General features: G+C 58.2%; 20 protein-coding genes. 15 read left to right on the top strand and 5 right to left on the bottom strand.

The annotated features are described in order from the left end of the window. Positions 1 to 20 precede the first annotated feature (20 nt). Complete coding sequence (locus tag SIC17_RS11995) at positions 21 to 800, top strand: ABC transporter permease (RefSeq protein WP_412545505.1); 780 nt, start codon at positions 21 to 23, stop codon at positions 798 to 800. Then, entirely contained in the window at positions 800 to 1,654 is an 855-nt protein-coding gene (locus tag SIC17_RS12000) for an ABC transporter ATP-binding protein (protein ID WP_412545506.1), read from the top strand. Before SIC17_RS11995 ends, SIC17_RS12000 begins: the two co-directional genes overlap by 1 nt. A gap of 91 nt (positions 1,655 to 1,745) precedes the next feature. Here the strand turns inward: SIC17_RS12000 and wecB are convergent, their stop codons facing one another. Beyond that, positions 1,746 to 2,786, bottom strand: a complete 1,041-nt coding sequence (gene wecB / locus SIC17_RS12005; protein ID WP_412545507.1) for a non-hydrolyzing UDP-N-acetylglucosamine 2-epimerase — start codon at positions 2,784 to 2,786, stop codon at positions 1,746 to 1,748. Between the two features lie 649 nt (positions 2,787 to 3,435). Between wecB and cysD the strand changes: the two genes are divergently transcribed. From cysD to SIC17_RS12030, 5 genes are all read left to right on the top strand, one after another. Beyond that, positions 3,436 to 4,320, top strand: coding sequence for a sulfate adenylyltransferase subunit CysD (gene cysD / locus SIC17_RS12010; RefSeq protein ID WP_412546927.1), 885 nt, complete (start codon positions 3,436 to 3,438; stop codon positions 4,318 to 4,320). After that, positions 4,320 to 6,215: a sulfate adenylyltransferase subunit CysN gene (gene cysN / locus SIC17_RS12015; protein WP_412545508.1), complete on the top strand. Its 1,896-nt coding sequence runs from the start codon at positions 4,320 to 4,322 to the stop codon at positions 6,213 to 6,215. The genes cysD and cysN overlap by 1 nt, the downstream gene beginning before the upstream one ends. Positions 6,216 to 6,227: 12 nt before the next feature. Next, positions 6,228 to 7,031, top strand: a complete 804-nt coding sequence (gene cysQ / locus SIC17_RS12020) for a 3'(2'),5'-bisphosphate nucleotidase CysQ (protein ID WP_412545509.1) — start codon at positions 6,228 to 6,230, stop codon at positions 7,029 to 7,031. Between the two features lie 72 nt (positions 7,032 to 7,103). Then, positions 7,104 to 7,709 carry an acyltransferase gene (locus tag SIC17_RS12025; protein WP_412545510.1) on the top strand — a complete coding sequence of 202 codons (606 nt, stop codon included), beginning with the start codon at positions 7,104 to 7,106 and terminating at the stop codon, positions 7,707 to 7,709. A 33-nt stretch (positions 7,710 to 7,742) separates the two neighbouring features. Then, positions 7,743 to 8,729: a glycosyltransferase family 2 protein gene (locus SIC17_RS12030; RefSeq protein WP_412545511.1), complete on the top strand. Its 987-nt coding sequence runs from the start codon at positions 7,743 to 7,745 to the stop codon at positions 8,727 to 8,729. On the opposite strand, the gene SIC17_RS12035 is transcribed toward SIC17_RS12030, so the two are convergent. Next, the gene (locus SIC17_RS12035; protein ID WP_412545512.1) at positions 8,726 to 9,316 is read right to left on the bottom strand and encodes a hypothetical protein; all 591 of its coding nucleotides are present in this window, start codon (positions 9,314 to 9,316) and stop codon (positions 8,726 to 8,728) included. The genes SIC17_RS12030 and SIC17_RS12035 overlap by 4 nt on opposite strands. A 211-nt stretch (positions 9,317 to 9,527) precedes the next feature. Between SIC17_RS12035 and SIC17_RS12040 the strand changes: the two genes are divergently transcribed. The 4 genes from SIC17_RS12040 to SIC17_RS12055 all read left to right on the top strand — a co-directional run bounded on the left by SIC17_RS12040 (position 9,528) and on the right by SIC17_RS12055 (position 11,506). Then, positions 9,528 to 9,818: a DUF4164 family protein gene (locus SIC17_RS12040; RefSeq protein WP_412545513.1), complete on the top strand. Its 291-nt coding sequence runs from the start codon at positions 9,528 to 9,530 to the stop codon at positions 9,816 to 9,818. Then, entirely contained in the window at positions 9,819 to 10,235 is a 417-nt protein-coding gene (locus tag SIC17_RS12045; protein ID WP_291892197.1) for a cell division protein ZapA, read from the top strand. A 195-nt stretch (positions 10,236 to 10,430) separates the two neighbouring features. Continuing rightward, positions 10,431 to 11,003 (top strand): 5-formyltetrahydrofolate cyclo-ligase, encoded by a 573-nt coding sequence (locus tag SIC17_RS12050; protein ID WP_412545514.1) that lies wholly within the window; start codon positions 10,431 to 10,433, stop codon positions 11,001 to 11,003. Positions 11,004 to 11,092: 89 nt separating this feature from the next. Continuing rightward, positions 11,093 to 11,506, top strand: a complete 414-nt coding sequence (locus SIC17_RS12055) for a hypothetical protein (RefSeq protein WP_291892204.1) — start codon at positions 11,093 to 11,095, stop codon at positions 11,504 to 11,506. Between the two features lie 48 nt (positions 11,507 to 11,554). Here the strand turns inward: SIC17_RS12055 and ahcY are convergent, their stop codons facing one another. Continuing rightward, positions 11,555 to 12,961, bottom strand: coding sequence for an adenosylhomocysteinase (gene ahcY, locus SIC17_RS12060; protein WP_291892208.1), 1,407 nt, complete (start codon positions 12,959 to 12,961; stop codon positions 11,555 to 11,557). Between the two features lie 74 nt (positions 12,962 to 13,035). Continuing rightward, on the bottom strand, positions 13,036 to 14,208 hold the full coding sequence (gene metK, locus SIC17_RS12065) for a methionine adenosyltransferase (protein WP_412545515.1): 1,173 nt from the start codon (positions 14,206 to 14,208) through the stop codon (positions 13,036 to 13,038). Positions 14,209 to 14,374: 166 nt separating this feature from the next. Here metK and metF point away from each other — a divergent pair, with 166 nt between their 5' ends. Genes metF through metH form a run of 3 tightly spaced genes read left to right on the top strand, consistent with a single transcriptional unit; the run spans position 14,375 to position 18,953 of the window. Next, entirely contained in the window at positions 14,375 to 15,253 is an 879-nt protein-coding gene (metF, locus tag SIC17_RS12070) for a methylenetetrahydrofolate reductase [NAD(P)H] (protein ID WP_412545516.1), read from the top strand. Then, positions 15,250 to 16,299: a homocysteine S-methyltransferase family protein gene (locus SIC17_RS12075; protein WP_412545517.1), complete on the top strand. Its 1,050-nt coding sequence runs from the start codon at positions 15,250 to 15,252 to the stop codon at positions 16,297 to 16,299. Before metF ends, SIC17_RS12075 begins: the two co-directional genes overlap by 4 nt. A gap of 11 nt (positions 16,300 to 16,310) precedes the next feature. Further along, complete coding sequence (metH, locus tag SIC17_RS12080; RefSeq protein WP_412545518.1) at positions 16,311 to 18,953, top strand: methionine synthase; 2,643 nt, start codon at positions 16,311 to 16,313, stop codon at positions 18,951 to 18,953. Here metH and SIC17_RS12085 read toward each other — a convergent pair. Then, positions 18,938 to 19,549 (bottom strand): hypothetical protein, encoded by a 612-nt coding sequence (locus tag SIC17_RS12085; RefSeq protein WP_412545519.1) that lies wholly within the window; start codon positions 19,547 to 19,549, stop codon positions 18,938 to 18,940. The two genes, metH and SIC17_RS12085, sit on opposite strands and share 16 nt — an antisense overlap. A gap of 217 nt (positions 19,550 to 19,766) precedes the next feature. Here SIC17_RS12085 and SIC17_RS12090 point away from each other — a divergent pair, with 217 nt between their 5' ends. Further along, a complete protein-coding gene (locus SIC17_RS12090; protein WP_412545520.1) occupies positions 19,767 to 20,579 on the top strand; it encodes a YmdB family metallophosphoesterase in 813 nt (270 codons plus the stop codon). Positions 20,580 to 20,637 lie beyond the last annotated feature (58 nt).

Here is a 20,637-nt window from a genome sequence, read left to right on the forward strand (position 1 = left end):
ATAGACGGTTAGGGGGGCAGATGAAGCTTATTCGGGAACTGGCGGATGCTCGCCGGCGTTGGGGGTATTGGCTATTCTTGGGCGCGCGCGATGTTTTTTCCCCTTACCGCAGAAGTTCGTTGGGTATTGCGTGGCTATACATCCAAAATGCTCTTTGGTTTTCGCTGATAGGTGTGATTTTCGTTCCGATGTTTCGGGATGTCGAGCCCAACTATCTGAGTTACTTTTCAACTGGGTATGTGCTTTTTCAATACATCTCGGCAAGTTTGTCGGGGGCGGCAAACTTGTTCGTAGCAAACCGATCTTTGTTGTTAAGCGTACCTATTTCACCTCTAAGTGTATTGCTTCGCCACTCTGTATCGAACGCCATCAATATGGTGATGACAGCGCCGTTATTGTTTGTTGTGTTTTTTATTGACGGCATTAATCTTGATGCAGTTCTAATCTGGTCATTGATTGGGCTTGTTCCCTTGATACTTGCAACTCTTCTCTCTAGCATTGTTTTTTCTTATATTGGCGCGATCTGGGGAGACTTTTCATTTTTGGTCCAGTCAGCGATGAGAATTTTGTTTTTCGGCACACCGATAATTTGGTTGGTAGAGCAAAGGAGCGGTCTGCGCCGGATGATCGCGGAGGTGAATCCGATCAATCATATGATCAACCTCGCGCGGCAGCCTATAGTCGATCAGTCAGTTGCGGTGGACTCCTATATAGTCGTGGCTGGCGTTAGCGTGGGCCTCGTTGTGTTGTCGATCACCGTGGTCGAGTTGCTGCGAGACAAAATTATGATGAAGATCTGATGAGCGGAATTTTTCTGCAAAATGCCTGCCTTTGGATACCGGTTCCGAAGACAAAGACGAAGTCCAAAGCGGGTGAAGTTGGTGCTCCTATCGTTTCTCGAGGAGCAAGTGATTTTGCATCAATCCTTGAGGATGTGAACCTTGAGCTTGGCCACGGAGATCGAGTTGGGCTGATCGGCCACAACGGATCCGGTAAGACTAGTCTATTGCGAATGATGGCTGGAATTTACCCGCCAACTTCGGGCAGCGTTAGGATTGATGGAAGCGTTGCCCCGATGCTGACGAGTGGAGTGGGGCTCTCTCAAGACTTGTCGGGAATTGAGAATATCCTAGTCGCTTCTCGTATTTTTGGGGTCCCTCATTCGCGGTTTCAAGATTTAGTTGAGGATGTGAGTGAATTTAGTGAGTTGGGGCCGTATCTCGATAGGCCTTTGCGCACTTACTCAGCCGGAATGAAGGCTCGCCTCAGTTTTGGCCTGATAACTGCAATCGATGCCTCAATTTTGCTGATCGACGAAGTTATTGGTGCGGGTGATCCCAGTTTTCGAAAGCGATCCGCTGCTCGGCTGCAGAAAAGAATGAAGTCGGCAAGTTTGATGGTGCTGGCGACCCATTCTTATAGTCTTCTGGAGGCATTTTGCGATCAGCTTATTTGGTTGGACCGGGGGCGGATCCGCCGTTTTGGCGGGCTTCGAGATATCTACGGCGAATATCTTGAACACCAGGACAAGAAAAACAAAGCTGAGCTGGCTGCTCGTAAGGTGTCAGAGGAGGAATCCAGAATTCGAAATGAAATTCGTAACGAACGAAAGGCCCGAAAACGCATAGCTGAAGAATCAGGAGAAGACAGTTGAGCGCGCGGAGGCCCCCATTCACCCTGCATCGCAGTTGGTGAATTCAGCCAATCTGTGTGCAATCAATTTCGGGCTTCTCTCTAACCGGGGGCTATGACCTAGCGATTACGTTTGCGATTAGCTGTGCTGCTGTACCATCACCATAGTCCAGAATTTCGCTCCTTCTGGGGCGGTCCGAGTTGGACGTCCAGAGCTGGTTCCAGCCTGATGAAACTGTTTCAACCCACTCCGTTTCGTCACGTAACGTCGTACAAGGTACCTTGTGGAAATAGGCTTCTTTCTGCAAGCCACCGGAATCTGTGTAGATGTGTTCGGCATTATTAGCCAACCAGCACATATCGATGTAGCCGAGTGGTTCGATAAGTTGAATACCACGTGGAGCTATATTGTGGCGTTCCATTGTTTTGCGGGTTCGTGGATGAACCGCCATTATAATTTCGGTCTTCTCAGACCTTTCTTCCAAATAGGCGATAATTCTCTTAAAACGCGCAAGGTCATCCGTGTTTTCAGCACGATGGATTGTTGCAACTGCATAAGTTTTAGGTTTCAGGGCGAGTTGGTCAAGCACTCGAGAGTGCAATGCTGCCCTTCGGGTGGCGGCAATTGTTGCATCAAACATGACGTCGCCTGAGAGGTGTACACCATCTGTAATTCCCTCGCGATGGAGATTGTTTATCGATTCTTTGGTGGGGCAGAATAATGCGGAGCTCAAATGGTCCGTCAAAATTCTGTTTGTCTCTTCTGGCATGGCGCGATTGAACGACCGTAAGCCGCTCTCGACGTGCGCGATGGGTATGCCTAGTTTGGAGGCGCTCAGGGCTCCTGCCAAAGTTGAGTTCGTATCACCGTACACCAGCATCATATCCGGGGTGTCCTCGAGAAGCAGATGCTCGATCTGCTCCATCATCCGTCCGGTCATCGCCCCGTGAGGTAGGTTGTTAACTTCTAGATGAAAATGAGGTTTCGGAACGTTGAGCTCTTCGAAGAACACTTGCGACATGTTGGTGTCAAAGTGTTGGCCTGTATGAATAATTTTTTCCTCGATGCCAGAAGCTTCCAATGCTGAGCTGAGAGGCGCCGCCTTTATGAATTGTGGTCTTGTTCCAATTACGGTCATGACGCGCTTTGACATTGATCGACAATCCTAGATCTGTTTTGTGGAAGTGGGCGCGGTCTAACAGCAATGTCGTCCCGGTCCGTTGAGATGCCTTAGGTAGACCACTAGCAGGAACTTGGGTTTTTAAGCGTCTGGTTGTGCCTGATCAAGTGCAGCTCGATGAATTGGTGTGGGTTTTGGCCTGTCAGTGAGCGGTAGGGGTGCTGCGCTCGCCTGCTTCTGGATGAGCAGAGAGATGAACGCTCGGATCTATGGTTTCGGACGAACTATAGTTGACGCTTGATCTGACCCGGGGGGCAGAACGCCAGAAGTTCCTCGTGCTAACGTGTGGAAGAAATCAATATTCATATTCAGGTGTATAGATTGCATATCGCATTGAGGATATTGCACACAAAGCCGATTATGGTGACCAGATCAAAAACGTGAAGAGCTTCTGCTTTTAGGCCTTACATATTCGGGTGCCGAGGCTCATAGTGGTGTAAATGGTCCGGTCGGCTACGGGCTACAGTTTGATAAATATGCGTGATGGGTTTAGGGCACTTGGAGCGCATAAACGAAGAGTAGCCAAATCGTGACCGGATCAATCCAGTCTTCAGTGAAAAGCTATGCCGCTCGCTTCAAGCCGAGTGGCCAGTATGCGCGTTCGCGCGCACAGAGTGCGCATCTGCGCGCCCTGGAAGCCGAAAGTATCCACATCATGCGTGAGGTGGTCGCCGAGTTCGATCATCCCGTCATGCTCTATTCCATTGGCAAGGACAGTGCAGTGATGCTGCACCTGGCGCTGAAGGCTTTTTATCCTTCGGCCCTGCCATTCCCGCTCCAGCACGTCGACACGACGTTCAAGTTTCGCGAGATGATCGAGTTCCGCGATGCGCTGACCGAGGCGCTGGGGCTGGAAATGCGTGTCGAGATCAATGAGGACGGCCTGGCGCGCGGTATCAATCCGTTCGAGCACGGCTCCCAGTTGCACACCCAGGTCATGAAGACCGAGGCGCTGCGCCATGCGATGGAGCGCCACGGTTATGACGCCGCCTTCGGTGGCGCGCGCAGGGACGAGGAAAAATCGCGAGCCAAGGAACGTGTCTTCTCCTTCCGAGATGCCAGGCAGGTCTGGGACCCGAAAAACCAGCGGCCCGAGCTCTGGCGCAATTACAACACGCGTATCACCAAGGGGGAGTCGATCCGCGTCTTCCCGCTCTCCAACTGGACCGAGCTGGATATCTGGCAATACATCCAGGAAGAGGACATCCCGATCGTGCCGCTCTATTTCGCCGACGAGCGCCCGGTCGTGGAACGTGATGGCCAGCTGATCATGGTTGATGATGACCGCCTGCCGCTGCAGCCGGGCGAGACGCCGCATCGGCGTATGGTGCGTTTCAGAACTCTGGGCTGTTACCCGTTGACGGCAGGTATCGAGTCCTCCGCGCAATCCCTCGATGAAATCGTGCTGGAAATGCTGACTGCCCGCACCTCCGAACGCTCCGGTCGTCTGATCGATCATGACGAGGCCGGATCGATGGAGAAGAAAAAGCGTGAGGGGTATTTCTGATGACGCACCAGGAAAGAACCTCGCGGGCGGTCGAAAATGGCTCGGCTGCAGGCACACGAGGTGTGCTGCGCTTTTTGACCTGCGGCTCGGTTGATGATGGCAAGTCCACCCTGATCGGTCGTCTGCTCTATGATTCCAAGCTGTTGTTCGAGGACCAGGTCAACACGCTGGAACGTGACAGCCGCAAACATGGCACCACGGGCGAGGAGATCGATTTCGCGCTGCTGCTCGACGGGCTTGAGGCTGAGCGCGAGCAGGGCATCACAATCGATGTGGCCTACCGCTTCTTTGCGACCAGTAAGCGCAAGTTCGTCGTCGCCGACACGCCCGGCCACGAGCAGTACACGCGTAATATGGCCACCGGTGCTTCGACTGCCGATGTCGCCGTAATCCTGGTGGATTCCCGCAAAGGTGTGCTGACGCAGACGCTGCGTCATACCTATATCGCGCGCATGATGGGCATTCGCCATGTCGTGCTGGCGGTTAACAAGATGGATCTGGCCGGACATTCCAGCGGTCGTTTCCACGAGATCGTCGCCGCCTATCTGAAGATTGCTGAAGGTCTCGGCTTCGACAGCATCATCCCGATCCCCATGTCGGCGCGTTATGGCGACAACCTGACCCGCAAGACCGAATCGATGACCTGGTATACCGGCCCGACACTGCTGGAATACTTGGAAGAACTGGACGTCTCCAGCAGCGTGTCGGCGGAGGCCTTCCGCATGCCGGTGCAATGGGTGAACCGTCCAGATCTTAATTTCCGGGGGTATTCCGGATTGATTGTTGCCGGCACGGTTCGGGTCGGAGACGAGATTATCGTCGCTGCCTCCGGCACGCCGGCGCGAGTGGAGCGGATTGTCACCGCCGACGGGGACCTCGACCAGGCCGAAGCTGGCGAAAGTATCACCCTGGTCCTGGACCGCGAAATTGATGTGTCACGCGGTGATGTGCTGGCGTCCGCGGAAGACCGGCCGGAAGTGTCCGACCAGTTCGCCGCCGAAATGTTGTGGATGAATGAGGATCACCTCCTGCCGGGGCGGAGTTACCTGCTCAAGATCGGCGCCACGACGACACCGGCCTCGGTCTCTGCTCTCAAGCACAAGATAGACATCAATACGTTCGAGAAACAGCCCTGCACCAAGCTCGAGATCAACGAGATCGGGCTCTGCAATATCGCCTGTGCCCGGTCTGTGGTGTTTGATCCCTATCACCAGATCCGTGACATGGGGGCCTTCATCCTGATCGACCGCTTCAGCAACCAGACGGTGGGTGCGGGCATGATCCGCTTCGGCCTTCGCCGGGCCTCGAACATTCACCGCCACGCCATGGATGTGGACAAGGAGGCACGCGCCCGCATCAAGGGGCAGACGCCGTCTGTCTTGTGGTTCACCGGGTTGTCCGGTGCCGGCAAGTCGACGGTGGCCAATATTGTCGAACGCAAGCTGACCGAGGCGGGCCTCCACACCTATTCGCTGGACGGGGACAATGTCCGCCACGGCCTCAACCGGGATCTGGGTTTCACTGATGTGGACCGGGTGGAGAACATCCGACGGATCGGCGAGGTCGCCAAGCTCTTTGTCGATGCCGGTCTGATCGTCACCTGTTCCTTCATTTCGCCCTTCCGTTCCGAACGCCAGATGGTGCGCGAGCTGCTGGACGAGGGCGAGTTCGTCGAGGTCTTCGTCGATACGCCTATCGAAGTGTGTATGGAGCGCGATCCGAAGGGGCTCTACAAGAAGGCCAGGTCGGGTGAGATCAAGAATTTCACCGGCATGGACAGCCCCTATGAAGCACCACAGGAGCCGGAAATCCGCGTCGACACATCGCGTGTCTCGGCCGAGGAAGCGGCGGATGAAGTAATTGCGTATCTCCTCGAGAGACACCGGGCAGGATAGGGCATGACATCAATGCGCAAGTTGGATCAGAGCCGGGACGAGCTCGCCCTGGCGTTCGGGCAGTTGTGCAGTGACGCTGCCGTGCCGGTGATGGAGATCTACGCCTCCGATTTCGAAGTGCGTTTCAAGGGTGACAATTCTCCGGTTTCAGCCGCTGACGAAGCGGCCGAGCTGGTAATCCTGAAAGGACTCAAAACCCTTTTGCCGGATGTTCCGGTGATCGCGGAGGAGAGCTATGACGAGCGGACCGCCCCCCAGATCGGTTCGCGCTTCCTGCTTGTCGACCCCGTCGACGGAACGCGGGAATTCATCAAGCGCAATGGCGAGTTCACGATCAATATCGCCTTGGTCGAGGATGGTGTTCCGGTGGTCGGGGCGGTCTATGCCCCGGCGATTGGCAAGCTGTTTATCGGCGGGGATACGGCGAGCATTTTCTCGGTCTCGGCCGGTGAGGCCGTTCAGCCGTCGGAAGCGAAAACCCTGCAAGGTCGTCCGCGCCCCGACACCGGCCTGACAGCGGTGACCAGCCGCTCGCATCAGGATGAGCAAACGTTGAAGTTCCTCGATGAGCTGGCCATTGAGGAAGCTATCAGCGCCGGTTCGTCCCTGAAATTCTGCCTGCTGGCCCAGGGGCTGGCGGATGTCTATCCGCGTTTCGGGCCTACCAAGGAGTGGGATGTGGCAGCCGGGCACGCTGTCCTGCGCGCTGCGGGTGGCGATATGACCCTGCCGTGCGGCGAAGCCTTTCCCTATGGCAAACAGGCGGACGCCTATCTCAATGGCGCGTTCATCGCCTGGGGTGCTGCATCAAGTTGAGGCGACGGGCATTACATCCTTGATTGCGCGGGCATCTGCCGATAACGGGTGAACGTGACGAGGGAGACAAAGATGAGTTACTGGAAACACGAGACCGCTGTTGTTGACGAAGGGGCCGAGATTGGTGAGGGCACCAAGGTCTGGCACTTCGCACACGTGCTCCCCAACACCACCATCGGTCGCAACTGCTCGCTGGGGCAGAATGTCATGGCCGGGCCGGGCGTGACCATTGGCGACAAGGTGAAGGTCCAGAACAATGTCTCCCTCTACAAGGGTGTGCACCTGGAAGACGGTGTCTTTTGCGGCCCGTCCTGTGTTTTCACCAATGTCCTGACGCCGCGCGGTTTTGTCGAGCGCAAGTCCGAATTTGGTGAGACCATTGTGCGCCGCGGCGCGACGATTGGCGCGAACTCGACGATCGTCTGCGGTAATCCGAACGGCAGGACCGAGTTGGGTGAATATTGTTTCATCGCTGCTGGCGCGACAGTGACCAAGGACGTCAAGGCGTTCGCCCTCATGGCGGGTGTGCCGGCGCGCCGGATCGGCTGGGTCAGCCGAGCTGGTGAAGTCCTTCGCGAGGACCTGGTTTGCCCACGCACCGGCGAAGCATATGAAGAAGTCGATGGCGAACTGCGCATTGTCAGCGAAGTCGCACAGGACGAGCCGCACCTCGTCTGATCTGGATCGGCAGCTGCGAGACCCGGGGTGAGGATGGCAAACGCTGAGTATTCTGTTCTCATTGTCGCCTATCGCAGTCGCGAAACAATTCAGCGCTGTCTGGATGCGCTCGCACAGCAGACATTGAAGCCCATCCAGGTTCTATTGTTGGAGAACGGGTCTCCGGAAGGGGAGCGTCTGATAGCTGATGACGTGCCCGACTGGGTGAGTTTTGTTGCGTCCGACAAAAACCTGGGGTTCGCCGCTGGAAACAATAAACTCGCACGCGAAGTAAAATCCGACTGGGTGGTTCTGCTCAATCCCGATGCCTTTGCACATCCGGACTGGCTGGAGCGTATCGACGACGCTGTTGGTTTGTACCCGGAAACCAGTTTCTTCGGGTGCGCACAATTTGCGGCCGACCAGGACGGCATTCTTGACGGCACTGGCGATGTCTATCACGCATTCGGCCTGGCCTATAGATCCGGTTATGGAAAGCCGTTTAAACGTCCGCTGGAAACCGGGCAGGTCTTTGGCGCCTGCGGTGCTGCCATGGCGGTTCGTACCTCGACCTGGCGGAAGCTGGGTGGGCTGGATGAAGGCCTGTTCTGTTATAATGAGGACGTTGACCTGGCATATCGCGCACGATTGCGGGGTTGGGGAACGATCCAGTTGGCCGACGCTCGGGTTGATCATCTTGGCTATGGTTCGTCGGGGCGGCGGTCGGAGTTTGCGACATATTACGGCGTGCGCAACCGGCTCTGGGTCTTTCTGCGCAATACGCCGGGATGGGCCTTTCCTATGCTGCTACCCTTCCATTTAGCAGTGACTCTGGTGCTTTGGTTTTCGGCAGCGCGGTTCGGGCATTTCACGCTTTTTGCCCGCGCGATCTGGGCGGCGCTGCGCAAATGGCCCCAAATAATGGAGCAGCGCAAGGCGTTACAGGCAGAGCGTACCGTGTCGGTGAGAGCGATACTCGCTGCTATGACCTGGAATCCGCTGGCACTGTTGACCCGGGCTTCGGATACCCGACCGCTCTAGCTGCAATCGGCCGGGGCGCCCACGATCACTTCGATACGCACGACATCGATCGAATTGCCGCCATCATCCCAGTCCGGCCACATGCCGGCCCAGCCGAAATCCCACGCACAGGCAGGCGGAGTCAGCTCGAAATCGACATCCTGAAACGCACCGTCCACCTCGGTGTACTGCCAGTCATTCTGACTCATCCCGGGCACAAAAAATGCCGTTCGCAGCCCCGCGGCACCATCGGTCGGAGAGCGGCGGACGCGGTATCGGATCGTCAGATTGTAACCTTGAAGTGCTTCCAGCTCGTTCGGCGCCAAGGTGATGAAAGCACCGGCAGATTGCGGACCGTCCAGCGGCCCGCGGTCAGCGATGATGCGCGCGATGGTCCGGTTTCCGTCATCCAGGAAAGTGGCGGCTAGTCCCGGGCCGGTAACAATGCCTTGCAACAGGTCGCCCTCGACGACAATGCCCTCGGCCAGGATCTCCTCGGTAGAGCGCTGGCTGTCGCTGCCGAATTGCAGCGCGGAGTAGACCATTGCTGCAATGACCAATGCAGACAGGGGAAAGAAGGCCCAGTCGGGCAGGCTCGGAAGCTTCACGGTGCACTCGCTTTCTGGATGCTTGGACTGTTTGGCCGAGTGCGCGCAGGGCGTCAACCATGAGCCTTGGCTGCAAGACGTGACAATCCTGCCCAATTTATGCCGAAGATCTGGCTAAGCTGGTTTTCAAACGCGGTTGAGATTCAGCAGGAAGGCTCCTGATCCTGCCGCTCCACTTGAACTTTTGTGCGACGCAGTTGATTTTATGCGCATGAACAATGCCCGCAGCCCCGATCACGATACGCTTGTACTGGCGCTTTCACGCTTTGACGGTGCGATGACGCGTGTCGAAGGTTTGGCCGCCAAGCTTGTAGATCGTGTCGAGCGAGCCGAGAACGCGATCGGTGACAGCGCTGATGCGGATCTGGACCGGGCGCGACTGGCCGAGGCGCTCGATCATGCCAAGTCCCGCGAGGCGGACCTTCAGATGGCGGCGCAGGAAGCGGCCGCAGCGCTTGACATGGCCATCGACGACCTGCGCACCCTGGTGACGGAGGAATAGATGTCCAAGGTCACTGTGTTTCTGAATGGGCGAGAATTCACCATCGGCTGCGAGGAAGGCCAGGAAGCTTATCTCAAATCGCTTGCATCCTATCTTGATGAAAAGGTTCAGGGGATCACCGAACAGGTTGGTCAGATAGGCGATCTTCGCCTATTGCTGATGGCGTCCCTGGTGGTGGTCGACGAGCTCAAGGAAGCCGAGCGCCAGTCGGAAACGCTCGAGGCGCATGTCGATCAGCTGCGCTCTCGTTCGGTCGGCGAAAACACGCACAATGAGCAGCAACGCGAGCAGTTGGCCCGGACCATCACGGCACTGGCCGATCGCATGGAAATGCTGGCGGACAAGCTCGACGGCAAGCCTGACACTCCGGCCAGTTCGGCTGAGGAGAAAACGTCTCTTGAGCAGGTACAGGCTTGAGCTTGAGCGCATTTGTCGCCACATAGGTGGCGGCGGTTATCTGCAGCGTGCGATGAGACGTTCATCCTACCGACCGTACATCACCACTCGGGAACTGCCTCTGTTCGGGACCGTGGTCCCTTATACGCGGTGCCCACCTGACTTGTCGGGTCTGTGGGGATACACACGCCTTGCCGGCGCAGGCGGAGCCGCCACATGACCCCTTCTTCCGACAGGCTGTGCGAAAGCAAACAGGTCCTGCGCCAGCGCGCGGGCCAGTTGCGCGACATGGCGGCGGCCGGGAATGCACAGCGCGATCTGGCGGAAATGACTGAAGCGCTGGGCGCGATCCTTCGCCGTAACGACTGCCGTGTGTTGGGCGGCTATCATCCCATCCGCAGTGAGTTTGATGTCCTGCCGCTGGTGGACATGGCCTGGCAAGCAGGCCTCCAAACGGCTTTGCCGGTTGTGACCTCGCGAGATCAGCCGCTGGAGTTCCGGCGGTGGCGTGTTGGCGAGCCAGTGCGGCAGGGGCGTTTTGGCGTCGCTGAGCCACTGGGGGATGCGCCGGTCATTGTTCCGGATGTGCTCCTGGTCCCCGGCTTGGCGTTTGACAGCCACGGTGGGCGATTGGGATATGGTGGCGGTTTCTATGATCGGACGATTGCCGCATTCGACGAGCAGGGGCGAACGGCGCTGACCATCGGGGTCTGTTTCAAGGAACAGTTGTTTGAGGCAGTGCCCCGGGAGACTCACGACAGGCGTATGGATTGCATTTTGTTCGCCTAGTTCACAAAATGCGCGTGCCCAGAGTTCACATCGATGCGAGTGTAGTGGTATAACAAAACCAACGGCGATCAGAGCCTTGTGAGGATGATTTGACGTATCGGGTTGAGTTCGAGGCCGAACATGGATCGGCAGAACTGACGCATTTCGAGACCGTGGACCTTGCTGAGATCCACGCTTCGAGGCTTGATCTGGCACGCAAGGCGAATGAGAAAGCTGCCCGCGGGGCCATTATAAATATCGTCGGTTCCGAGATCCTGGCGTCGCCTGCGCAGATTATCGATGAAGTGAAGGGGCTCATCAATGACCTCCGACCCGGCTGTAAGTTGGCTTTTGTTGCGCGTCCCGAGGCGCAGGACGTTGTATCAATGATCGTGACGACTGTTGCTCATGGCGAAGGCGCCAAGGTTTCCGGCTTTGCGGACCTCGACGTCGCGCGATGCTGGATCAGGGAGCCCAAGGCCGTGGCCCGTAGATGCGGCTGCGAACCAAGGGAAGCTGGATAAAAAAAACGCCCAGTCAATGACAGGGCGTTTTTGTTTGTTGGGCCAGCCCTAGTAGCGGTAATGCTCGGCCTTGTACGGACCCTGTTGCGGCACGCCGATATAGTCAGCCTGTTCCTCCGAGAGTACGGTCAGCTTGGCGCCCAGCTTGTCCAGGTGCAGGGCAGCGACTTTCTCGTCGAGATGTTTCGGCAGGATGTATACTTCGTTTGCGTACTTATCGCCATCCGTCCACAGCTCGATCTGCGCCAGAGTCTGGTTGGTGAAGGACGAGGACATCACGAAGCTCGGGTGGCCCGTCGCATTGCCGAGGTTCACCAGACGACCTTCGGAGAGCAGGATGATGCGGTGTCCTTCCGGGAAATTCACCAGGTCGACCTGCGGCTTCACATTCGTCCACTGGTAGTTCTTCAGGCTTTCGACCTGAATTTCGTTGTCGAAGTGGCCGATGTTGCAGACGATCGCCATGTCCTTCATGCCGCGCATGTGGTCCACGGTGATGATATCCTTGTTACCGGTTGCGGTAACGAAGATGTCCATCTCGCCAATCACGTCCTCGATGCGGACAACCTCGAAACCGTCCATACAGGCCTGAAGGGCACAGATGGGGTCGATTTCGGTGACATACACACGCGCACCGGCGCCTGCCAGGGACTCCGCGGAACCCTTGCCCACATCGCCATAACCCAGCACGAGGGCTTTTTTGCCGGACATCATCACATCGGTGCCGCGGCGGATGGCGTCGACCAGGCTTTCGCGACAGCCATAGCGATTGTCGAACTTGGACTTGGTGACGCTGTCATTGACGTTGATGGCCGGGAAGGGCAGTTCGCCGCGCTTCTGCATCTGATAAAGACGCATGACGCCGGTGGTGGTTTCCTCGGACACGCCCTTGATGGACGCCTTGGCCTTGGCGAACCAGCCCGGCGTTGCGGCAATACGCTTCTTGATCTGCGCGTACAGAGCGGTTTCCTCTTCCGATTTCGGGTAGTCGAGAATGGACGGGTCATTCTCGGCCTTTTCGCCGAGGATAAGGTAGAGGGTCGCGTCGCCACCATCGTCCAGGATCATGTTGGCGGTCTCGCCGTCTGCCCAATGGAAGATCGCGTCGGCGTAGTCCCAGTACTCTTCCAGCGTCTCGCCCTTGGTCGCGAAGACCGGAACGCCGGTTTCAGCGATCGCGGCAGCGGCCTGGTCCTGGGTGGAGAAGATGTTGCACGACGCCCAGCGGACTTCCGCGCCCAGCGCCGTCAGCGTTTCGATGAGCACGGCGGTCTGGATGGTCATGTGCAGGGAGCCGGCGATGCGTGCGCCCTTGAGCGGCTGGGCGTCCTTGTATTCTTCACGCAGAGCCATCAGGCCCGGCATTTCGATCTCGGCCATGTCGAGCTCTGTGCGGCCCCATTTGGCGAGCGACAGGTCTTTGACGACGTACGGTTTGTTGGCGGATTCCGTCATGATCTTTCGATCCTTCTTGCGGTCTGTGTATGTGCGAGGGGCCGGATAACCGGCCCCTGGATTTCTTGTTTGGTTTAGATGAGCGATTTCAGCTCATCGACCAGATCTGTCTTCTCCCAGGAGAAGCCGCCATCGTTATCCGGCGTCCGGCCGAAATGACCGTAGGCGGCCGTGCGAGCATAGATCGGGCGATTGAGTTGCAGGCGTGTGCGGATGCCTCGCGGGGAGAGGTCGGCGATCTGCATCAGCGCGTCTTCCAGCGTTGCTTCCGCGATATTGCCTGTGCCGTGCAGGTCGACATAGAGCGAGAGCGGCTTGGCCACGCCAATCGCATAGGAGACTTGGATGGTACATTTCTTGGAGAGCCCGGCAGCAACGACATTCTTGGCCAGCCAGCGGCACGCATAGGCAGCAGAGCGGTCAACCTTGGTCGGATCCTTGCCGGAGAAGGCACCGCCACCGTGCGGTGCAGCACCGCCATAGGTGTCGACAATGATCTTGCGACCGGTCAGGCCGGCATCACCGTCGGGTCCGCCGATCACAAAATTGCCGGTCGGGTTCACGTAGAATTCCTCTTCCGGCGGGAACCAGCCCTCGGGCAGGACGTCCGCGACGATCGGACGAACCAGTTCGCGGATATCGGCAGGAGAGTAGCCGTCCTTGTGCTGGGTGGATACGACCACCGAGGTCGCCCCGACAGGTACACCGTTTTCATAACGCAGGGTGACCTGGGACTTGGCGTCCGGCTCGAACTCCGGGCGATCGCCGGATTTGCGGACCGCGGCCATGCGCTTGAGGATCTCGTGAGAGAACTGGATCGGCGCCGGCATCAATTCCGGCGTCTCGTCCGTGGCATAGCCAAACATGATGCCCTGGTCGCCAGCACCTTCCTCGGTGAACGTGCCGGTGCCTGCATCAACACCCGCAGCGATGTCGGTGGATTGTTCGTGCAGGAAGTTCTGCAGCGCGGATTTTTCCCAGTGGAAGCCGGCCTGTTCGTAGCCGATATCGCGCACCGCATTGCGGGCGGCGGCCTCGATCTCGTCATCCGAGATTGCGCCGGCACAGCGCACTTCGCCGGCCAGAACGATCTGGTTGGTTGTCGTCAGGGTCTCACAGGCGACGCGTGCTTCCGGGTCCTTGGACAGAAAGAGGTCGACGATGGCGTCCGAAACGCGATCGCAGACCTTGTCGGGATGGCCTTCGGAAACGCTTTCGGAGGTGAAGATGTAGGACGTACGGCTCACTACAAGATCCTCATATAAAGATTGCTTTATGTGGCGCGGGATAGATCAGACATCTACCCAAGATGCAAGTTTTTAATTTCATGCAGCGACCATATTAACGGATCATCAAAGATGGTATATAAAGATATCTTTATGTCGTAATAATCAATGAAGCCGAGGCCTCCCCGTGGCTAATAAACGAATTTCATTCGAGTTTTTTCCGCCAAAGAGCGAGGCAATGGAGCAAACCCTGTGGGATTCCATTTCCCGACTTGAGGCTCTGGCGCCCGAATTCGTCTCTGTGACCTATGGCGCAGGCGGGTCTACCCGGGACCGCACCCACCGGACGGTGAGGCGTATTGCCCAGGAGACGGGCATTGCCCCGGCGGCGCATCTGACCTGCGTCGGTGCATCCCGGGCTGAAGTCGACGAGGTGATCGAGGATTACTGGAGTAGCGGGGTTCGCCACATCGTTGCCTTGCGTGGCGATCCGCCGGACGGCATTGGCGAGCGCTATGTACCGCACCCGGATGGTTACGCAAATGCGGCGGAGTTGGCGGCGGGTATTCGAAATATTGCTGATTTCGAGATCTCGGTCGGTTGCTATCCGGAAAATCACCCTGAAAGCCCGAGCCAGCAGCACGACTTTGATTTGCTCAAAGCGAAGATCGATGCGGGGGCCACGCGTGCGATCACGCAGTTCTTCTTTTATCCCGACGTGTTCTTCCGGTTCAGGGATGAAGCCGTCCGCGCGGGTATAACTGTGCCAATTATCCCCGGCATCATGCTGCAGCCGAACTTTGTCGGTCTGAAGCGCATCGCGGGACTGTGCGGAACAACGCTGCCTGCCTGGTTGCATGAATTGTATGAAGGCCTCGAGGATGACGCGTCCACGCGTCAGCTGGTTACAGCGCATGTGGCGGCCAACCTGGTTGAAAAATTGTCTGAAGGCGGTGTGGACGGGTTCCATTTCTACACGCTCAATCGTGCCGAGCTCGCATTGTCGACCTGCCGCTTGTTGGGGGTTCGCCCAAAGGCTCAAACCGCTCGGGAGATATCAGTATGAGCAATGCAGACCAACTCGCCCGTATCGGCCAGGATCGGGTTCTGATCCTGGACGGTGCCATGGGCACGCAGATCCAGGATCTGAAGCTGGATGAAAACGGGTATCGCGCGGAGCGTTTCGCGGACTGGCCCGTGCCGATCCAGGGCAATAACGACATTCTCAACCTGACGGCCCCGGATGCTGTGCGCGCCATTCATGCTGCCTATTTTGCAGCAGGCGCAGACATTATTGAGACCAATACCTTCTCTGCCACCCGCATTGCCCAGGCTGACTACCGGATGGAAGAACTGGCCGCAGAGATTGCCAGGGACGGCGCGCGATTGGCCCGCGAGGCGGCTGACGCTGCAGCCGAGGCCACGGGGATTGCCAAGGGTGTGGCCGGCGCGATTGGCCCGACGAACAAAACACTGTCGATTTCGCCGGACGTCAACGATCCAGGCTATCGGGACACCAATTTTGGCAAAGTCCGCGATGCTTACCTGGAACAGGCTCGAGCGATGCAGCCATTTGTTGATTTCTTCCTCGTCGAGACGATCTTTGACACGCTGAACGCGAAAGCCGCGATCAAGGCCGTGCTGGATCTGCGTGATGAGACGGGGCAGGACGTTCCAATCATGATCTCCGGCACGATCACCGACCGCTCCGGCCGCACACTATCCGGACAGACTGCCGAGGCCTTCTGGTATTCCGTGCGCCACGCCAAGCCTTGGGCGATCGGATTGAACTGTGCCCTTGGCGCGGCCGACATGCGTCAGTATATCGCTGAGATTTCTCGCGTCGCGGACACTCGCGTGCTGGCCTATCCCAATGCGGGCCTGCCCAATGATATGGGCGAGTATGACGAACAACCTCACGAGACGGCCAGCCACTTGTCCGACTGGGCGCAATCGGGGCTGGTCAATATTGTCGGTGGGTGTTGCGGCACCACGCCTGCGCACATCGCCGAGATTGCGCGCCAGGCGCGAGACGCCGCGCCACGCCAGGTCCGGGCGGCGTCTGCGAGCATGCGATTGTCCGGTCTCGAACCGTTCGAACTATCGGCCTGAGTGAAACGACGATGACCTTACTCGTCTCCACCTTCGTCAATATTGGCGAACGCACCAATGTGACCGGCTCGGCTCGTTTTCGACGGCTGATCACCGAAGGCGACTATTCCGAAGCGGTATCCGTTGCGCGCCAGCAAGTCGAGAATGGCGCCCAGATCATCGATGTGAACATGGATGAGGGCCTGCTCGACAGTGTCGAGGCCATGACCACATTCCTGCGTATGATCGCTGGTGAGCCGGATGTCGCGCGGGTCCCGGTCATGGTCGACAGTTCCAAATGGGAGGTCATCGAGGCCGGATTGCAAAACGTCCAGGGCAAGGCCGTGGTCAATTCGATCAGCCTGAAGGAAGGCGAGGCGCCCTTCCTCGAACAGGCACGCGCCTGTCTGTCCTATGGCGCCGCCGTGGTCGTCATGGCGTTTGACGAAACCGGTCAGGCCGAGACGGCGGACCGCAAGTTCGAGATCTGCCAGCGGGCCTATCGCCTGCTTGTCGATACGGTCGGTTTCCCGCCGGAAGACATCATTTTCGACCCGAACATCTTCGCGGTTGCCACCGGTATTGAAGAACACAACGACTACGCTGTCGCCTTCATCGACGCGACGCGCCGTATCCGCGCGGAACTGCCCGGCTGTCATGTCTCCGGCGGCCTCTCCAACATCTCCTTCTCTTTCCGCGGCAATGAGCCGGTGCGCCGTGCCATGCACTCGGTCTTCCTGTTCCACGCCGTGCGTGCGGGCATGGATATGGGCATCGTCAATGCCGGCCAGCTGGATATTTATGACGACATCGATCCGGAGCTGCGCGAGCTGGTCGAGGATGTGATCCTCAATCGCCGCGACGATGCGACGGACCGACTGTTGGAGACAGCCGAGAAGTATCGCGGGCAGGGCAAGGGCGCCGAGATGACGCGCGATCTGTCCTGGCGCGAGCAGGATGTTGGCCTGCGTCTGAAACACGCGCTGGTGCACGGCATCAATGAGTTCATCGTCGAGGATACCGAAGAGGCACGCCTCTCGTTTGAACGTCCGCTGCATGTCATCGAGGGCCCGTTGATGGACGGGATGAATGTCGTTGGCGACCTGTTCGGCGAGGGCAAGATGTTCCTGCCACAGGTGGTGAAGTCGGCGCGAGTGATGAAACAGGCAGTCGCACACCTCATCCCCTTCATGGAGAAGGAAAAGGCCGAAAGTGGCCAGGCCTCCAAATCTGCCGGCAAGGTCATCATGGCGACGGTGAAGGGGGATGTGCACGATATCGGCAAGAATATCGTTGGCGTCGTTCTCCAGTGTAACGGTTATGAGGTCGTCGACATGGGCGTGATGGTGCCTTGCGAGAAAATCCTGGAAACCGCGCTCGACGAGGAAGCCGATATTATCGGCCTGTCAGGCCTGATCACCCCATCGCTCGACGAGATGGTGTTTGTCGCCTCCGAGATGGAGCGTCAGAAGATCGACATCCCGCTGCTCATCGGTGGCGCCACGACCAGCCCAGCGCACACAGCGGTGAAGATCGACCCGAAAATTGATGTCGCACCGGTCGTGCACGTACTCGATGCCAGCCGAGCGGTTGGCGTGGTTTCAACCCTGTTGTCGGACCGTCGCGATAGCTATGCGGCGGATGTTAAGGCGGATCTCGCCAGGATCCGTGAGCGCCGTCTGGCGGCACGGACGGCCAAGTCCCGCCTGAGCCTGGCCCAGGCGCGCGAAAAAGCCTGGTCCTGTGACTGGGCCAGCTATCAGGCGCCAGCTCCGAAACAGCCGGGCGTGCAGGATTTCGACATCCCGGTCAGCACGCTGGTCGACTATATCGACTGGACGCCATTTTTCTTCACCTGGGAGCTCAAGGGCACCTATCCGGCGATCCTGGAAGATCCAAGGCGCGGTGAGGCAGCCCGCAATCTTCTCGCCGACGGCCAGCGCATGCTTCAACGCATCATCGACGAGGGCCTCCTCGCCCCCAGGGGCGTCATCGGCTTCTGGCCGGCCAATCGCGAGGGCGATGATGTTGTGCTTTACGCCGACGAGAGCCGTGCGAGCGAACGGGCGCGTTTCCATGGCCTGCGCCAGCAGATGAGCAAGGAGGGCGACAAGCCCAGCCTCTGCCAGTTCGATTTTGTAGGGCCCAAGGGCGTAGAGGATTTCATGGGCGGGTTTGCCGTCACCGCAGGTGACAATCCCGAATTCGTGGCCTCGCTTGATGCCCAGCAGGACGACTACTCCTCGATCATGTTCAAGGCGATTTCCGATCGTCTGGCGGAAGCCGCGGCAGAGTGGCTGCATGAACAGGTGCGCACAAAGCACTGGGGGTATGCGCAACGCGAGCGCTTTTCCAATGCGGAGCTGATTGCCGAAGCCTATGACGGCATCCGGCCGGCGCCGGGTTATCCTTCACAGCCAGACCATTCCGAAAAACGCACCTTGTTCAGCCTGCTCGAAGCGCAGACGCGCATCGGTATCGGGCTCACCAACAGTTTTGCGATGACCCCGGCCTCGTCGGTGTCGGGGCTCTATCTGGCGCATCCGGACAGTCACTATTTCGCAGTTGGGCGTATACAGCGCGACCAGGTCGAGGACTATGCCCGCCGCAAGGGCTGGACGCTGGCGGAGAGTGAGCGGGCGCTGGGGCCGATCCTGGACTATGAGCCGGCCTGAGGCGCGCGCAACTGAATCAGTGTCAACAGGCTGACATGATAGCCAGCCCAGACGAAGAGGCCGTAGAACTTCAGCCCGTCCTCCAGCACGACGGCCGTGGTAGAGCGGTCGTACACGACAAGGTCGAGGCCCAGGCTTCCAGCAACGGCCATCAGTGCGATGGCCAGCAGCCACCAGTCACTGCGCAAAAGAATGCGCACGCCTGACAGCACATAGCCCACGCCCAGCACCACATAGGACCCCAGCACCACATACTGGTGAATGCCCAGGCCTGGCAGGATGCTTTCGTGCAGCAGCAGGGCATCGTCCAGGGCCAGCCAGCCATTGAGCAGGCCTGCAAAAAGGGCCAGCGCGAAATAGCCTCCGCGTTCACCTCGCACCCAAAGAATGAGCGCGGTAAACAGTCCAATGGCCGCGACGCAGGCCCACAGCAGTATGCCCAGCTGCGACATGGCTCCAAAGGTGACGTGGCAGCACTCCTCCGCCTCGCGGGCGGCCGCGATCACATCCAGATACATCCATTTGGGATCGACCATTGGCTGGAGCATGGTGATCGCAATCAGGATTGCTGGCACCGTCAACAGAAACACTGCCACGAGCGCGAGCGTCCTTGGTGGAAGTTTCAGGGAGATAGGCGCGCTGTCACTGAACATGCTGGATCAGACCATGTAAACGGAAGACGCGGCCAACTTAGTGTCGCCGTGAGGCTTTTTGCAAGTTCAGGCGGCGAGGGGTGTATGAGAGTGCCCTGATTGACTTGGCCTTTACCCGATCAGGGTGCATATCCTTTGATCAGGTTTCTGGAGCATCACGATGCGGATTGCGTTTTTCGGAGATATTGTCGGCAAGGCAGGGCGACGGGCTGTGGAGGAACACCTTCCGCGTCTCAAGGGCGAGCTTGCGCTGGATTTTGTCGTCATCAATGCCGAGAATGCGGCAGCTGGATTCGGTGTTACCGAACGCATCTGCAACCAGCTTTTCGATTATGGCGCTGACGTTTTGACCCTGGGCAACCACGCCTGGGACCAGCGCGAAGCGCTGACCTATATTGAGCGCGAGCCGCGTTTGTTGCGACCGGCCAACTATCCGGTAGGCTCGACACCGGGACGTGGCGCCAACCTGTTCCAGACGGCCAAGGGCGAGAGCGTGCTCGTGGTCAATGTCATGGGCAATCTTTTCATGGAGACGCTGGACGACCCGTTTGCAGCGATTGAGCGCGAACTGGCTGCAGCGCCGATGGGCGTTGTGGCCGATGCTGTCCTGGTCGACATGCACGCCGAGGCCACCAGCGAGAAAAATGCCATGGGGGTTTTCTGCGATGGCAGGGCGAGCCTGGTCGTTGGCACGCACACACATATTCCCACGGCCGACACGCGCATCCTGCCGGGCGGCACAGGCTACCAGACTGATGCTGGCATGTGCGGTGACTATGACAGCGTCATCGGCATGGACAAGGAAGAACCGGTCCGTCGTTTTACTACACGCATGCGCTCTTCGCGTTTCGAGCCGGCAACCGGAGAGGCGACGCTTTGCGGCGTGATGGTCGATACAGGGCCGGATGGTCTGGCGACCGCCGTTTCGCCCATTCGGGTTGGCGGACTGCTCGCAACACACGTTCCCGATTGAAACACATGTAGAAATATGTGTTTAGGCTCGTTTTTCGCCACAAGTTGTTGACCTGTCT

Origin of the sequence: Maricaulis sp. MIT060901 (genome assembly GCF_047123815.1) — a bacterium.
Classification (GTDB): Bacteria; Pseudomonadota; Alphaproteobacteria; order Caulobacterales; family Maricaulaceae; genus Maricaulis.